18 protein-coding genes and 1 other annotated feature are annotated in these 15,640 nt (G+C 41.6%); of the genes, 16 read left to right on the forward strand and 2 right to left on the reverse strand.

The genetic code is table 11. The features are described 5' to 3' along the window. Window positions 1-58: 58 nt before the first annotated feature. Together HMPREF2613_RS02875 and HMPREF2613_RS02880 are read left to right on the forward strand one after the other, a co-directional pair. The gene (locus HMPREF2613_RS02875) at window positions 59-649 is read left to right on the forward strand and encodes a 3'-5' exonuclease (RefSeq protein ID WP_070478825.1); all 591 of its coding nucleotides are present in this window, start codon (window positions 59-61) and stop codon (window positions 647-649) included. An 8-nt stretch (window positions 650-657) separates the two neighbouring features. After that, a complete protein-coding gene (locus HMPREF2613_RS02880; RefSeq protein WP_070478827.1) occupies window positions 658-2,421 on the forward strand; it encodes a glycerophosphoryl diester phosphodiesterase membrane domain-containing protein in 1,764 nt (587 codons plus the stop codon). Window positions 2,422-2,594: 173 nt separating this feature from the next. On the opposite strand, the gene HMPREF2613_RS02885 is transcribed toward HMPREF2613_RS02880, so the two are convergent. Both HMPREF2613_RS02885 and HMPREF2613_RS02890 read right to left on the reverse strand, forming a co-directional pair. Next, window positions 2,595-3,677 carry a DEAD/DEAH box helicase gene (locus HMPREF2613_RS02885; protein WP_070478829.1) on the reverse strand — a complete coding sequence of 361 codons (1,083 nt, stop codon included), beginning with the start codon at window positions 3,675-3,677 and terminating at the stop codon, window positions 2,595-2,597. After that, window positions 3,674-4,651 carry a Gfo/Idh/MocA family protein gene (locus HMPREF2613_RS02890; protein WP_070478831.1) on the reverse strand — a complete coding sequence of 326 codons (978 nt, stop codon included), beginning with the start codon at window positions 4,649-4,651 and terminating at the stop codon, window positions 3,674-3,676. The genes HMPREF2613_RS02885 and HMPREF2613_RS02890 overlap by 4 nt, the downstream gene beginning before the upstream one ends. A 141-nt stretch (window positions 4,652-4,792) precedes the next feature. On the opposite strand from HMPREF2613_RS02890, the gene HMPREF2613_RS02895 reads away from it, so the two are divergent. The 14 genes from HMPREF2613_RS02895 (at window position 4,793) to rsmI (ending at window position 15,413) form a co-directional block, all read left to right on the forward strand. Continuing rightward, window positions 4,793-5,491, forward strand: coding sequence for a YoaK family protein (locus HMPREF2613_RS02895; protein WP_083279198.1), 699 nt, complete (start codon window positions 4,793-4,795; stop codon window positions 5,489-5,491). Window positions 5,492-5,555: 64 nt separating this feature from the next. Then, window positions 5,556-5,643, forward strand: a sequence feature (ribosomal protein L21 leader region). 35 nt (window positions 5,644-5,678) lie between these two features. Continuing rightward, the gene (rplU, locus tag HMPREF2613_RS02900) at window positions 5,679-5,993 is read left to right on the forward strand and encodes a 50S ribosomal protein L21 (RefSeq protein ID WP_000109141.1); all 315 of its coding nucleotides are present in this window, start codon (window positions 5,679-5,681) and stop codon (window positions 5,991-5,993) included. Between the two features lie 15 nt (window positions 5,994-6,008). Continuing rightward, window positions 6,009-6,353, forward strand: a complete 345-nt coding sequence (locus tag HMPREF2613_RS02905) for a ribosomal-processing cysteine protease Prp (RefSeq protein WP_000613699.1) — start codon at window positions 6,009-6,011, stop codon at window positions 6,351-6,353. A gap of 16 nt (window positions 6,354-6,369) precedes the next feature. Continuing rightward, entirely contained in the window at window positions 6,370-6,663 is a 294-nt protein-coding gene (gene rpmA, locus HMPREF2613_RS02910; protein WP_000916509.1) for a 50S ribosomal protein L27, read from the forward strand. Between the two features lie 229 nt (window positions 6,664-6,892). Then, entirely contained in the window at window positions 6,893-7,801 is a 909-nt protein-coding gene (locus HMPREF2613_RS02915) for a LysR family transcriptional regulator (protein WP_001025697.1), read from the forward strand. After that, window positions 7,798-8,259, forward strand: coding sequence for a signal peptidase II (gene lspA / locus HMPREF2613_RS02920; RefSeq protein WP_070478836.1), 462 nt, complete (start codon window positions 7,798-7,800; stop codon window positions 8,257-8,259). Before HMPREF2613_RS02915 ends, lspA begins: the two co-directional genes overlap by 4 nt. Further along, window positions 8,249-9,139: an RluA family pseudouridine synthase gene (locus HMPREF2613_RS02925; protein WP_070478838.1), complete on the forward strand. Its 891-nt coding sequence runs from the start codon at window positions 8,249-8,251 to the stop codon at window positions 9,137-9,139. The genes lspA and HMPREF2613_RS02925 overlap by 11 nt, the downstream gene beginning before the upstream one ends. A gap of 109 nt (window positions 9,140-9,248) precedes the next feature. Continuing rightward, complete coding sequence (gene proB / locus HMPREF2613_RS02930; protein ID WP_070478841.1) at window positions 9,249-10,358, forward strand: glutamate 5-kinase; 1,110 nt, start codon at window positions 9,249-9,251, stop codon at window positions 10,356-10,358. A gap of 9 nt (window positions 10,359-10,367) precedes the next feature. Continuing rightward, window positions 10,368-11,630 (forward strand): glutamate-5-semialdehyde dehydrogenase, encoded by a 1,263-nt coding sequence (locus HMPREF2613_RS02935; protein WP_070478843.1) that lies wholly within the window; start codon window positions 10,368-10,370, stop codon window positions 11,628-11,630. A gap of 3 nt (window positions 11,631-11,633) precedes the next feature. After that, window positions 11,634-12,431 (forward strand): pyrroline-5-carboxylate reductase, encoded by a 798-nt coding sequence (gene proC, locus HMPREF2613_RS02940; RefSeq protein WP_070478845.1) that lies wholly within the window; start codon window positions 11,634-11,636, stop codon window positions 12,429-12,431. A gap of 227 nt (window positions 12,432-12,658) precedes the next feature. After that, window positions 12,659-13,297, forward strand: coding sequence for a dTMP kinase (gene tmk, locus HMPREF2613_RS02945; protein WP_070478847.1), 639 nt, complete (start codon window positions 12,659-12,661; stop codon window positions 13,295-13,297). Beyond that, on the forward strand, window positions 13,294-14,184 hold the full coding sequence (locus HMPREF2613_RS02950) for a DNA polymerase III subunit delta' (protein ID WP_070478849.1): 891 nt from the start codon (window positions 13,294-13,296) through the stop codon (window positions 14,182-14,184). Before tmk ends, HMPREF2613_RS02950 begins: the two co-directional genes overlap by 4 nt. A gap of 39 nt (window positions 14,185-14,223) precedes the next feature. Then, the gene (gene yabA, locus HMPREF2613_RS02955) at window positions 14,224-14,541 is read left to right on the forward strand and encodes a DNA replication initiation control protein YabA (protein ID WP_070478852.1); all 318 of its coding nucleotides are present in this window, start codon (window positions 14,224-14,226) and stop codon (window positions 14,539-14,541) included. A gap of 2 nt (window positions 14,542-14,543) precedes the next feature. Next, window positions 14,544-15,413 carry a 16S rRNA (cytidine(1402)-2'-O)-methyltransferase gene (rsmI, locus tag HMPREF2613_RS02960; RefSeq protein WP_070478855.1) on the forward strand — a complete coding sequence of 290 codons (870 nt, stop codon included), beginning with the start codon at window positions 14,544-14,546 and terminating at the stop codon, window positions 15,411-15,413. The last annotated feature ends 227 nt before the right edge of the window (window positions 15,414-15,640 follow it).

Genomic DNA, 15,640 nt, shown 5'->3' on the forward strand with positions numbered 1-15,640 from the left:
ACGTGGTTTGAATTTGATTTTCGAAGAGTATAAAATAACAGTATAGGAGAGGTATAGAATGGAACGATTAGAAGATTACATTGCTTTTGACTTAGAATTTAATCAGCATGAAGGGCAAACACACTTGATTCAAGTATCGGCAGTGCATTTTAGAGATGGTCAGGAAATAGATGCCTATGATTCTTATGTTCATACCAGTGTACCTCTAAAAAGTTTTATCAATGGTTTGACTGGGATTACAGCCGAGACCTTAAAAGATGCTCCTCCAGTGGAGAAAGTTATAAAAGATTTCCAAGAGTTTGTGGGTTCTTTACCCATGGTTGGCTACAATGCTGCTAAAAGTGATTTGCCTATTCTAGCAGAGCATGGTTTAGATTATAGCCAGCAGTATAAGGTGGATTTGTATGATGAAGCTTTTGAACGTCGTAGTTCAGATTTACATGGTATTGCCAATCTCAAATTGCAAACTGTTGCCTCATTTCTTGGATTTCAAGGTCAGTCTCATAATAGTCTAGAGGATGCACGGATGACGGCGCGTGTTTACGAGTCCTTTCTAGAGTCGGATCAAGCTAGAGAATTGTTAGAGACAGAAAGTAGCCTATCAAACAATCCTTTTGGAGGCTTGGACTTGTCTCAATTATTTGACTAGGAGTGCCTATGAAACCTGAAAAACCTAAAAATCTAGGTTTTAAGCAGATATACTTTAATCTAGATAAAATTCTCTTTCTCTTTTTCTTGACTTTCATGATGATTGAGTTTGTCTGGTTACCATCAAATTCTTGGATTGCTGGACTTTTGCTCCGTCAGACAGGCTATCTCTTTCTTTCTTACAATAATATTTTTGCAATTATAACGGGTTCACCCTTTATTAGTCTTGCTTTATTTGTTCTGGTAATTGTTAATTTATTGGTCGCCTATTACCAGATAGGACTTCTCTTTATTGGTGCTCGGCATTTATTATGTCATGAAAAGAGAACCTTGCTAGAGTACAGTCGCAAGGTCTTTCACCAAAGTTTCTTGTTTATGAAGCAAGTCACGCTTGCAAAGATAGCCTTTATCTTCTTTTATGTCATGATGCTCTTTCCATTGATTCGAAAGATTTTAAAGATTTATTACCTCAATAAAATTGTCATTCCGGACTTTATCGTTGATTATGTGGAAGACAAGTATTGGCTAGTAGGTATAGTGGTTACTATTCTGGCTTTACTGCTATTTTACATTTCAGTGCGTTTCATGTTTGCCCTACCTCAGCTTTTATTTGAAAAGAAAACAGTCAAAGAAGCTGTCAGATACAGTCTAGAGAAGACAAGAAAGCACTCCTGGTTTTATACTTGGAACTTGCTTTGGATTGTCGTCAAAACCTACCTATTTTTCATTCTTCTGTTGATTCCAATCCTAGCAAGTCAAGTGCTGATGGATGGTCTGACCCATAAGGAATCTCTTGTACTGGGAATTATCAACTTTGTCTTGATTAAGAATTTCCACTACATAGCCTTGACTTATTTTCTCATTAAGTTTGTTTCCTTCCTAACAGGAGAAGAACTAGAGATCACACCAAGGAGAAAGAAAGATCACTGGATGAGATGGGGAGTGATGGGCTGTGCTTGTATCTTTTTCGCTCTTGAGGGTTATGTTTATTTGGAAGCTCCAGTTGCCAATAAACCTTTAATTATCTCTCACAGGGGAGTATCCAATAAGAATGGTGTGCAGAATACAGTTCAATCTTTAGAAAAGACAGCCCAACTAAGTCCAGACTTTGTTGAGACAGATGTTCAGGAAACCAAAGATGGCCAGTTTGTCATGATGCATGATGCCAATATCAAGAATCTGACAGGTGTTAATGCCAATCCACAGGATCTAACTTTGAAAGAATTAACCAAACTCGATATTTCAGAGAATGGTTATCATAGCAAGGTGTCCAGTTTTGATGACTACCTCAATAAAGCCAATGAATTGCACCAAAAACTCCTTATTGAGATTAAGACCAGTCGAAAAGATAGCCCAGATATGATGAAACGCTTTATGGAAAAATATGGAACGGTTCTTAAGCAGAATGGTCACCAAATGCAATCCTTGGACTACCATGTGATTGATCAGGTTTTAGCCTACGATTCTCAAATTCCAATCTATTTTATCCTACCTTATAATAGTATTTTTCCAAGAACCAAGGCTACAGGTTATACTATGGAGTATTCAACTTTAGATGAAAATTTTGTCAACAAGCTTTGGAATACGGATCAGAAATTGTACGTTTGGACCATCAATAGTTCAGAGTCCTTTGATAAATCAGTTCATTTGGGAGCAGATGGAATGATAACAGATGACTTGGAAATGATTCAAGATCAGGTTACTATTGCCCAAGAAGACCCAGAGTATACTGATTTGCTTTTCAAACAGGCTATGGAATTCTTTAATTTTTAGTAAGCAAAAAGAGCCTGAGACAAAATAGTTCTCAACCACAAAAAAGCAACGGCAAATACGTTGCTTTTTTGGAGATAAGGGACTATTGTCCTAGGCTCAGTCTTGAGATAAGGTCCATAGAAACTCGTATTCTGAGGATCTTATCTTAAATCAGAGGTTGGCAAGAGCCAACCTTATTTGATATAGAGTTCTTGATTTTTTAGGACAATTTCTCGTACACTTGTAAACTTTTTGAGTTTTTTGATTTCTTCTGGATGAGTGACGAGAGTGATAACATAACCTTCCTTGCCCATACGACCAGTACGGCCAGCACGGTGAGTGTAGGTTTCACTATCTCTAGGAACATCAAAGTTTACGACGCATTCTAGACTATCGATATCAATTCCACGAGCCAAAAGGTCTGTTGCGAGAAGTAGGGTTAGTTGCTTGTCTTTAAACTTTTCTAAGATAACTTTTCTAAATTTAACATTGACATCACTAGCGAGGGAAACAGCCAAGATATCCCGATACTGTAATTTTTCCTCTGCGCTTCCAAGGTCTGATAGGCTGTTAAAGAAGACCAGACCGCGGAAATCCTCCACATGAGCCAGTTTTCGTAGCATATCCACTCTGTGACGTTGGTCTACCTGCATGTAGAAGTGCTGGATATTGTCCAATTTTTGATCAGAGAGATCAATGGTACGTGTATTAGGCGAAATCTTTTCTTGGTCAAACTTGGTCGTCGCACTCATGTAGATGAGTTGGTGGTCACGAGGTGCGTAGTGGGTGATTTTCTCAACAAAGTGAATTTGAGACTCATCTAGCAATTGGTCAAATTCGTCCAAGATGATGGTTTCTACATTCATCATCTTGATTTTTTTCAATTTAATCAGTTCAAAGATACGGCCAGGGGTTCCAATCAGAATTTCTGGTCCTTTTTTGAGTCGTTCAATCTGGCGTTTCTGACTTGAACCTGATAGGAAGAGTTGGGCTGTCAAACCGATAGCCTCTGCCCACGTTTTACATACATCAAAAATCTGTCCAGCAAGTTCTGTATTTGGTGCTAGAATCAAGAGTTGTTGCGCTTTTTTCTTTTGTAGTCTGAGAAGGCTTGGTAGGAGGTAAGCGAGGGTCTTGCCAGTTCCTGTTGGGCTCACTCCTAGAAGATTTTCTCCTGCAAGAATGGGCTCAAATAGTTGAGTTTGAATGGGGGTAAATTCTTGGAAACCGAGCTGGTCACTCAGTTCTTGCCATTCAGTTGGTAGTTTGGTTTTCATTTTTCTGCCTCAAATCTAATGCCAGCAGTCTGGCGCATGGTATATAGTAGGTCATGAACAGAGCTTGCATCGTCCAGCCAAGTCTGGTAGAGTGTCTGGTCTGGTTGCTGAATCGTCTGTGCAAATGCAGCGACTTCCTCAGTCATCGTATGAGGAGCCTGTTGGATAGGGAGTTGGACTTGATTTCCTTGATGGTCGGTAAAAATAGCCGAGCGAACATGCTCAATCGTGTTGAGAGTCAAGGTTCCATCTGTTGTGTAAATTTCGCAAGGAAGATTGGAAGTGATGTTTTTTCCAGCCTTGATATGAACTTGATAGTCAGTGTAGAAGAGGATTCCATCGCCATTTAGGTCAATGCTATTGTCCAGCTGTTGACCCTGATAGGTTGCATCCTTAGCTTTTCCAAAGAGATGAACAGTAGCGTAGAGGGGATAAATCCCCAAATCCATAAGTGCTCCACCAGCAAAACGGTCTGAGAAGACATTTGGTGTCTCCCCAGTCAACAAGTTAGGCATTTTGGAAGAATACTTGGCATAGTTGAAATCTGCTCCCAAAATTTGTTTGTCTGCTAAAAAATTTTTGATGATAGTGAAAGCTTTTTCATGGTAATTGCGGGCTGCTTCGAAGATAAAACAGTGATTTTTCTCAGCTGTATGTCTCAAGTCCAGCCATTCTTGTGGCTGAGTGACAGCTGGCTTTTCAAGAATGACGTGTTTGCCAGCAGATAATGCAACTTTTGCCTGAGCAAAATGCAAGGAGTTTGGACTAGCAATATAGACAACATCAAAGGAGCTCTTGAAGAAGTCCTCTAATTGATCAAAGAGTTGGATATCTTGATAGCGAGAAGCAAAGGTTGTCGCAGTTTCTAGTTTTCTAGAATAGACTGCGACCAGCTGGTATTCTCCGCTGATATGGGCTGCTTCTATGAAGTGGTGACTGATAGCCCCTGTTCCGATGACACCTAATTTAAGCATAGTTACTCCTTTTCCAATTTCAAATCCTTCTTTCATTATAACATAGATAGACAGGACTATCCAACAGAGGGGAAAAAATTTCAAATAAGCTACTAGGTCTTTTCCAAAGAAAGTGGTACAATAATGAGATGAGTATATGAAATGGGAGGGAAAATGAGGTTATTACCTATAAGAAAAATATCACGTCAGTCTAAGAGGCTAGCGCTTTTTTTGACGTTTTGTGCAGGATATGTAGATGCCTATACGTTTATTGTGCGAGGGAATACTCTTGTAGCTGGACAAACTGGGAATGTCGTATTTCTTTCAGTGGGACTCATTCAACATAATGTGTCAGATGCCAGTGCTAAAGTAATGACCTTGCTAGCTTTTATGATGGGGGTCTTTTTACTAACAGTTTATAAGGAAAAATTGCGAATTGTGAAAAAACCAATTTTGTCACTGATTCCTTTGGCAATCTTATCAATAGTTATCGGTTTTGTGCCGCAGACTGTAGATAATATCTATCTAGTGCCACCCTTGGCCTTCTGTATGGGGTTGGTGACAACTGCTTTTGGAGAAGTGTCGGGTATTGCCTACAATAACGCTTTTATGACAGGGAACATCAAACGGACCATGCTGGCTTTTGGAGATTATTTCCGAACTAAGCACACTCCTTTTTTGCGTGAAGGGATTATCTTTGTAAGCCTGCTTAGTAGTTTTGTCCTTGGCGTTGTCTTTTCAGCCTATTTGACGATTTTCTATCATGAAAAGACCATTCTTGGTGTTCCTATTATGATGAGTATTTTTTACCTCAGCATGCTTTTTGCATCTTGGCAGAAAAAAGTAAAAGAAAATGCTTGATTTTAGGTGTTATTACTTGTAAGAAAATAGGAGATATGCTATACTTGAAGAGTTGACTATGCACGATCCTGTGCAACCGCACGAACATCGTTGCTTGATTATTCAAGTTTAAGTGGTTTGTCCCACGATGCTAGGCGAGTCTTCACAAAAAATCGGGGAAACCCATAAAAATCATAGGAGGTGCATAATGAGCACATACGCAATTATCAAAACTGGCGGAAAACAAGTTAAAGTTGAAGTTGGTCAAGCAGTTTACGTTGAAAAATTGAACGTTGAAGCTGGTCAAGAAGTTACTTTTAACGAAGTTGTTCTTGTTGGTGGTGAAAACACTGTTGTCGGAACTCCACTTGTTGCTGGAGCTACTGTAGTTGGAACTGTTGAAAAACAAGGAAAACAAAAGAAAGTTGTTACTTACAAGTACAAACCTAAAAAAGGTAGCCACCGTAAACAAGGTCACCGTCAACCATATACAAAAGTTGTCATCAACGCAATTAACGCTTAATTTTAAGGAGAACACATGATACAAGCAGTCTTTGAGAGAGCCGAAGATGGCGAGCTGAGGAGTGCGGAAATTACTGGACACGCCGAGAGTGGCGAATACGGCTTAGATGTCGTGTGTGCATCGGTTTCTACGCTTGCCATTAACTTTATCAATTCTATTGAGAAATTTGCAGGCTATGAACCAATCCTAGAATTAAACGAAGATGAAGGTGGCTATCTGATGGTTGAAATACCAAAAGATCTTCCTTCACACCAGAGAGAAATGACCCAGTTATTCTTTGAATCATTTTTCTTAGGTATGGCAAACTTATCGGAGAACTCTTCTGAGTTCGTCCAAACCAGAGTTATCACAGAAAACTAACACGGAGGAAAACATTATGTTAAAAATGACTCTTAACAACTTGCAACTTTTCGCCCACAAAAAAGGTGGAGGTTCTACATCAAACGGACGTGATTCACAAGCGAAACGTCTTGGAGCTAAAGCAGCTGACGGACAAACTGTAACAGGTGGATCAATCCTTTACCGTCAACGTGGTACACACATCTATCCAGGTGTAAACGTTGGACGTGGTGGAGACGATACTTTGTTCGCTAAAGTTGAAGGCGTAGTACGCTTTGAACGTAAAGGACGCGATAAAAAACAAGTTTCTGTTTACCCAATCGCTAAATAAAAAGGTCCAGTGAACCTTTTTATCCCGAGCCTTGAAATGTAAAGGCGAGGAAGCTAGAAGTAGCATTAAATAAGGCTTTCCGAGTTTTCGGAGAGCCTATTTTTTGTTTTGATACCCATGATTTGTTCGTTCTTAGAGTAGATGCATTTTATGATTGAGATTATTTTTCTTCGATGGAAAACTTCTAAAATATGGTATAATGAAAAGATAAAGAAGTTGGGGGTAGAAGATGAACATTCAACAATTACGCTATGTTGTGGCTATTGCGAATAGCGGTACTTTTCGTGAAGCTGCTGAAAAGATGTATGTTAGTCAGCCGAGTCTGTCCATTTCTGTTCGTGATTTGGAAAAAGAGTTGGGCTTTAAGATTTTCCGTCGGACCAGCTCAGGGACTTTCTTGACTCGTCGTGGTATGGAATTCTATGAAAAAGCGCAAGAATTGGTTAAAGGATTTGATATTTTTCAAAATCAGTATGCCAATCCTGAGGAAGAAAAGGATGAATTTTCCATTGCTAGTCAGCACTATGACTTCTTGCCACCAACCATTACGGCCTTTTCAGAGCGCTATCCTGATTATAAGAACTTTCGTATTTTTGAATCAACTACTGTTCAAATCTTAGATGAAGTAGCGCAAGGGCATAGTGAGATTGGGATTATCTACCTCAACAATCAAAATAAAAAAGGTATTATGCAACGGGTTGAAAAGCTAGGTCTGGAGGTCATTGAATTGATTTCCTTCCATACCCATATTTATCTTCGTGAGGGGCATCCTTTGGCTCAGAAAGAGGAACTGGTCATGGAGGATTTAGCGGATCTACCAACAGTTCGTTTTACTCAAGAGAAAGATGAGTACCTTTATTATTCGGAGAACTTTGTCGATACCAGCGCTAGCTCACAGATGTTCAATGTGACAGACCGTGCTACTTTGAATGGAATTTTGGAGCGGACGGACGCCTATGCTACAGGTTCTGGATTTTTAGATAGTGACAGTGTCAATGGAATCACAGTTATTCGTCTCAAGGATAACCTAGATAATCGCATGGTCTATGTTAAACGTGAGGAAGTGGAGCTTAGTCAGGCTGGAACTCTCTTTGTAGAAGTCATGCAAGAATATTTTAATCAGAAGAGGAAATCATGAAAAAAAGAGGAATAGTGGCAGTCATTGTATTGCTTTTGATTGGGCTTGATCAGTTGGTCAAATCCTATATCGTCCAGCAGATTCCACTGGGTGAAGTGCGCTCCTGGATTCCCAATTTCGTTAGCTTGACCTACCTGCAAAATCGAGGTGCAGCCTTTTCTATCCTACAAGATCAGCAGTTCTTATTTGCTATCATTACTCTGGTTGTCATGGTAGGTGCCATTTGGTATCTACATAAACACATGGAGGACTCACTCTGGATGGTCTTTGGTTTGACTTTGATCATTGCAGGTGGTCTTGGAAATTTTATTGACAGGGTGAGTCAGGGCTTTGTTGTGGATATGTTTCACCTTGACTTTATCAATTTTGCAATTTTCAATGTGGCAGATAGCTATCTGACGGTTGGAGTGATTATTTTATTGATTGCAATGCTAAAAGAGGAAATAAATGGAAATTAAAATTGAAACTGGTGGCCTGCGTTTAGATAAGGCTTTGTCAGATTTGACAGAATTATCACGCAGTCTCGCGAATGAACAAATCAAATCAGGTCAGGTCTTGGTCAATGGCCAAGTCAAGAAAGCTAAATACACTGTCCAAGAGGGTGATGTTGTCACCTATCATGTGCCAGAACCAGAGGTTTTAGAGTATGTGGCTGAGAATCTTCCGCTAGATATCATCTACCAAGATGAGGATGTGGCCGTCGTTAACAAGCCTCAAGGAATGGTTGTGCATCCGAGTGCTGGTCATACTAGTGGAACTCTGGTAAATGCCCTTATGTACCATATTAAGGATTTATCGGGTATCAATGGGGTTCTGCGTCCAGGAATTGTTCATCGTATTGATAAGGATACGTCAGGCCTTCTCATGATTGCTAAAAACGATGAGGCGCATCTAGCACTTGCTCAAGAACTCAAGGATAAAAAGTCTCTTCGCAAATATTGGGCGATTGTTCATGGAAATCTGCCTAATGATCGTGGTGTCATTGAAGCTCCGATTGGCCGTAGTGAAAAAGACCGTAAGAAACAGGCTGTGACTGCTAAAGGGAAGCCTGCAGTGACACGTTTCCACGTTTTGGAACGCTTTGGTGATTATAGTTTAGTGGAGCTGCAGTTGGAAACAGGCCGCACCCATCAAATCCGTGTTCACATGGCTTATATTGGTCATCCAGTCGCTGGTGATGAAGTCTATGGTCCTCGCAAGACTTTGAAAGGACATGGACAATTTCTTCATGCCAAGACTCTAGGATTTACGCATCCACGAACAGGTGAGATCTTGGAATTTACAGCAGATATCCCAGAGATTTTTAAGGAAACCTTGGAGAGATTGAGAAAGAATTAGATTTGATAAAAGGTTGAGATGGCTTGTCTCGACCTTTTTCCTATCAACTCTTTTCTATTTCCTGCCATTCATGTTATAATGGATAAATATGAAGAATCGGAGTGAGACTATGAAATTCAAACGGATTGTCTTTAAGGTGGGGACTTCTTCTCTGACGAATGAGGATGGAAGTTTATCACGTAGTAAAGTAAAAGCTATTACCCAACAGTTGGCTATGCTGCACGAGGCTGGTCATGAATTGATTTTGGTGTCGTCAGGTGCCATTGCGGCAGGTTTTGGGGCTTTAGGATTTAAAAAGCGTCCGACTAAGATTGCTGATAAACAGGCTTCAGCAGCGGTAGGACAAGGGCTTTTGTTGGAAGAATACACGACCAATCTTCTCTTGCGCCAAATCGTTTCTGCACAAATTTTGCTGACTCAGGATGATTTTGTGGATAAGCGCCGTTATAAAAATGCCCATCAGGCTTTGTCAGTTTTACTTAGCCGTGGGGCGATTCCTATTATCAATGAGAATGACAGTGTCGTTATTGATGAGCTCAAGGTTGGGGACAATGACACTCTGAGTGCGCAGGTAGCTGCCATGGTCCAAGCTGACCTTTTGGTCCTCTTGACAGACGTAGACGGTCTTTATACTGGAAATCCTAATTCAGATTCAAGAGCCAAACGCTTGGAGAAAATTGAGACCATCAATCGTGAGATTATTGATATGGCTGGTGGAGCTGGCTCTTCAAACGGAACTGGGGGCATGCTAACAAAAATCAAAGCTGCAACTATCGCGACGGAATCAGGAGTTCCTGTTTATATCTGCTCATCCTTAAAGTCAGATGCCATGATTGAGGCAGCTGAGGAGACCAAGGATGGTTCCTACTTTGTTGCCCAAGAGAAGGGACTTCGTACCCAGAAACAATGGCTGGCCTTTTATGCTCAGAGTCAAGGTTCTATTTGGGTTGATAGAGGGGCTGCAGAAGCTCTCTCTCAACATGGAAAGAGTCTCCTTTTATCTGGTATTGTTGAAGCAGAAGGAGCCTTTTCTTACGGTGATATCGTGACGGTATTTGACAAGGAAAGTGGAAAATCACTTGGAAAAGGACGTGTGCAATTTGGAGCATCTGCTTTGGAGGATATGTTGCGTTCTCAAAAAGCCAAGGGGGTCTTGATTCACCGTGATGACTGGATTTCCATTACTCCTGAAATCCAACTACTCTTTACAGAATTTTAGAGGTAAACTATGGTAAGTACACAAGAACAATTTGAACAGGTACAGGCTGTTAAAAAATCGATCAACACAGCTAGTGAAGTCGTGAAAAACCAAGCCCTGCTAGCCATGGCTGACCACTTAGTGGCTGCTACTGAGGAGATTTTAGCAGCCAATGCCATTGATATGGAAGCTGCTAAGGGTAAAATCTCAGATGTGATGTTAGATCGTCTTTATTTGGATGCAGGACGTATAGAAGCAATGGCAACTGGGATTCGTGAAGTGGTTGCTTTACCAGATCCAATCGGTGAAGTTTTAGAAACCAATCAACTTGAAAATGGTTTGGTTATCACCAAGAAACGGGTGGCTATGGGTGTTATCGGTATTATCTATGAAAGCCGTCCAAATGTGACGTCTGACGCGGCTGCTTTGGCTCTCAAGAGTGGAAATGCGGTTGTTCTTCGTAGTGGGAAGGATGCCTATCAAACTGCCCATGCCATTGTCACAGCCTTGAAGAAGGGCTTGGAAACAACTACTATTCACCCAGATGTGATTCAACTGGTGGAAGATACCAGCCGAGAAAGCAGCTATGCCATGATGAAGGCAAAGGGCTATCTAGATCTTCTCATTCCTCGTGGAGGGGCTGGTTTGATCAATGCCGTAGTTGAAAATGCTATCGTACCTGTTATCGAGACAGGAACTGGGATTGTCCATGTCTATGTAGATAAGGATGCAGATGACGACAAGGCTCTGTCTATTATCAACAATGCTAAAACCAGTCGTCCTTCTGTCTGCAATGCCATGGAGGTTCTACTTGTTCATGAAGACAAGGCAGCAAGCTTCCTTCCTCGCTTGGAGCAAGTACTGGTTGCAGATCGAAAAGAATCTGGTCTGGAACCAATTCAATTCCGTTTGGATGAAAAAGCAAGTCAGTTTGTTTCAGGTCAAGCAGCTGAGGCCAAAGACTTTGACACTGAGTTTTTAGACTATGTCCTAGCGGTTAAGGTCGTGAGTAGTTTAGAAGAAGCGGTTGCGCATATTGAAGCTCATAGCACCCATCATTCGGACGCCATTGTGACGGAAAATGCCGAAGCTGCAGCATACTTTACAGATCAAGTGGACTCTGCAGCAGTCTATGTCAATGCCTCAACTCGTTTCACAGATGGTGGCCAATTTGGTCTTGGCTGTGAAATGGGGATCTCTACTCAGAAATTGCACGCGCGTGGTCCAATGGGCTTGAAGGAGTTGACTAGCTACAAGTATGTGGTTACTGGTGACGGACAGGTAAGGGAGTAAGAGATGAAGATTGGATTTATCGGTTTGGGGAATATGGGAGCTAGTTTGGCCAAGGCTGTTTTGCAGGCCAAGACGGGTGATGACCTTCTCCTTGCCAATCGTAGTCAAGCCAAGGTGTATTCTTTCATTTCTGACTTTGGCGGTCAAGCTTCCAGCAACGAAGAAATCTTTGCAGAAGCAGATGTGATTTTTCTAGGTGTTAAGCCAGCTCAGTTCTCAGACTTGCTTTCTCAATACCAGACCATCCTTGAAAAAAGAGAAAGTCTTCTTTTGATTTCCATGGCAGCTGGATTGACCTTGGAAAAACTGGCTAGTCTTCTTCCAAGTCAGCACCGAATTATTCGTATGATGCCAAATACCCCTGCTTCTATCGGGCAAGGAGTGATTAGTTATGCCATATCAGCAAACTGTCGTGCTGAGGACAGTGAACTTTTTTGTCAGCTTTTAGCGAAGGCTGGTCTCTTGATTGAACTTGGGGAAAGCTTAATTGATGCAGCGACAGGTCTTGCAGGTTGTGGGCCGGCCTTTGTCTATCTTTTTATTGAGGCCTTGGCAGATGCAGGTGTTCAGACAGGATTGCCAAGAGAAACGGCATTGAAAATGGCGGCTCAAACTGTGGTAGGAGCTGGGCAATTGGTTCTAGAAAGTCAGCAACATCCTGGAGTATTGAAAGACCAAGTTTGTAGCCCAGGCGGTTCGACTATCGCTGGTGTAGCAAGCCTAGAAGCGCATGCTTTTCGAGGGACAGTCATGGAGGCAGTTGGTCAAGCCTACAAACGAACACAAGAACTAGGTAAATAAGAGGTGGCTTTGACTGCCTCTTTTATGGTGGTTGATACTCTTCGAAAATCTCTTCAAACTGCGTCAGCTTCCATCTGCAACCTCAAAACAGTGTTTTGAGCAACCTGCGGCTAGCTTCCTAGTTTGCTCTTTGATTTTCATTGAGTATGAAATGAGAAGAAAAAAGATTGTCACAAACCCCCATTTTTTTGATAGAATAGAAGTAGTAAAAAAGAAATGAGTTAGACATGTCAAAAGGATTTTTAGTCTCTCTTGAGGGACCAGAGGGAGCAGGAAAGACCAGTGTTTTAGAGGCTCTACTCCCAATTTTAGAGGAAAAAGGAGTAGAAGTGTTGACGACCCGTGAACCTGGCGGAGTCTTGATTGGAGAGAAAATTCGGGAAGTGATTTTGGACCCAAGTCATACTCAGATGGATGCTAAGACTGAACTCCTTCTCTATATTGCCAGTCGCAGACAGCATTTGGTGGAAAAAGTTCTTCCAGCCCTTGAAGCTGGCAAGTTGGTCATTATGGACCGCTTCATCGATAGTTCTGTTGCTTATCAGGGATTTGGTCGTGGCTTGGACATTGAAGCCATTGACTGGCTCAATCAGTTTGCTACAGATGGCCTCAAACCCGATTTGACACTTTATTTTGACATTGAGGTGGAAGAGGGACTAGCTCGCATTGCTGCTAATAGTGACCGTGAGGTCAATCGCTTGGACTTGGAAGGGTTGAACTTGCACAAAAAAGTTCGTCAAGGCTATCTTTCTCTTCTTGATAAAGAAGGAAATCGCATTGTCAAGATTGATGCCAGTCTCCCTTTGGAACAAGTTGTGGAAACTACCAAGGATATCTTGTTTGATAGAATGGGCTTGGCTAAATGAAACAAGAAGAATTAAAGGCTTGGCAACCAGACCAGTTTGACCGCTTTGTCCGTATCCTAGAACAAGACCAGCTCAATCACGCCTATCTCTTTTCAGGTTTCTTTGGAAGCTTGGAAATGGCGCAGTTTTTGGCTAAGAGCCTCTTTTGTACGGATAAAGTAGGCGTTTTACCATGTGAGAAATGCCGAAATTGCAAGCTGATTGAACAGGAAGAGTTTCCAGATGTTACCTTAATTAAGCCAGTCAATCAGGTCATCAAGACAGAACGTATTCGTGAATTGGTGGGACAATTTTCTCAAGCAGGGATTGAAAGTCAGCAGCAGGTTTTTATTATCGAGCAAGCTGAGAAAATGCATCCTAACGCGGCTAATTCTCTGCTCAAGGTCATCGAAGAACCCCAGAGTGAGGTTTATATTTTCTTCTTGACCAACGATGAGGAAAAGATGTTACCGACCATCCGTAGTCGGACCCAGATTTTCCATTTTAAAAAGCAAGAAGAAAAACTCATCTTCCTCTTAGAACAAATGGGACTGGTTAAGAAAAAAGCGACACTTTTAGCTCAGTTTGCTCAATCGCGAGTTGAAGCAGAAAAGTTGGCTAATCAGGCAAGTTTTTGGACCTTAGTCGATGAAAGTGAACGCCTGCTGACCTGGTTATTAGCCAAGAAAAAAGAAAGTTATCTCCAAGTTGCTAAATTAGCTAGCTTAGCAGATGACAAGGAAAAACAAGATCAGGTTTTACGGATTCTTGAAGTTCTCTGTGGACAAGATATCCTACAAGCAAGAGTAAGAGTGATTCTACAAGATTTGGTAGAAGCCAGAAAAATGTGGCAAGCTAATGTCAGCTTTCAAAATGCCATGGAATATCTGGTCTTAAAAGAAATATAAACTCAAAAATGAACGATAAAGAAAGGAAAGGGCTGGTTTATGAACAAGAAAGAATTATTTGATGCGCTGGATGATTTTTCCCAACAGTTATTGGTGACCTTGGCCGATGTGGAAGCCATCAAGAAAAATCTCAAGAGCCTGGTAGAGGAAAATACAGCTCTTCGCTTGGAAAATAGTAAGTTGCGGGAACGCTTGGGTGAGGTGGAAGCAGACGCTCCCGTCAAGGCCAAGCATGTTCGCGAAAGTGTCCGTCGAATCTATAAAGACGGATTTCACGTATGTAATGATTTTTATGGGCAACGTCGGGAGCAGGACGAAGAATGTATGTTCTGTGACGAGTTGTTATACAGGGAGTAAGCATGCAGATTCAAAAAAGTTTTAAGGGGCAGTCTCCCTATGGCAAGCTGTATCTAGTGGCAACGCCGATTGGCAATCTAGATGATATGACCTTTCGTGCCATCCAGACCTTGAAAGAAGTGGACTGGATTGCTGCTGAGGACACGCGCAATACAGGTCTTTTGCTCAAGCATTTTGACATTTCGACAAAGCAGATCAGTTTTCATGAGCACAATGCCAAGGAAAAAATTCCTGATTTGATTGGTTTCCTGAAAGCAGGGCAAAGTATTGCTCAGGTATCCGATGCGGGTTTGCCTAGTATCTCAGACCCTGGTCATGATTTGGTTAAGGCAGCCATTGAGGAAGAAATTGCAGTTGTCACCGTTCCAGGTGCCTCTGCAGGGATTTCTGCCTTGATTGCCAGTGGTTTAGCGCCACAGCCACATATCTTTTACGGTTTCTTACCGAGAAAATCAGGCCAGCAAAAGCAATTTTTTGACTCGAAAAAAGACTATCCAGAAACTCAGATTTTCTACGAATCGCCCCATCGTGTGGCAGATACGCTAGAAAATATGCTAGAAGTCTACGGTGACCGTTCGGTCGTCTTGGTCAGAGAATTGACCAAAATTTATGAAGAATACCAGCGAGGAAAGATCTCTGAATTGCTAGAAAGCATCGCTGAAAATCCACTCAAGGGAGAATGCCTTCTCATTGTTGAAGGTGCCAGCCATGATGTGGAGGAGAAGGACGAGGAGGACTTGTTTTCAGAAATCCAAGCCCGTATCCAGCAAGGCATAAAGAAAAACCAAGCCATCAAGGAAGTCGCTAAGATTTACCAGTGGAATAAAAGCCAGCTCTATGCTGCTTACCACGATTGGGAAGAAAATGACTAAACAGGGAAGTTTGCCTTCTTCCCTTTTTTTGTTATACTAGTAGAAGAAAAAAATAGAAAGATTTGTGGGAGTGAAAAAGTCCGGGGGACTTTTTCAGCCTGAGCCAAGAAATTCGAAAGCGAGGAAAGTCCTGTGGACTTTTTCAGCTTGAGCCAAGAAACTCGAAAGCTCATAAGTCCGATTGGCTTTTTCAATGTGAAATTTGTTTTCACACTCCCAAAGAGGTA

The sequence above is a fragment of the Streptococcus sp. HMSC070B10 genome (assembly GCF_001808665.1).
Lineage (GTDB): Bacteria > Bacillota > Bacilli > Lactobacillales > Streptococcaceae > Streptococcus.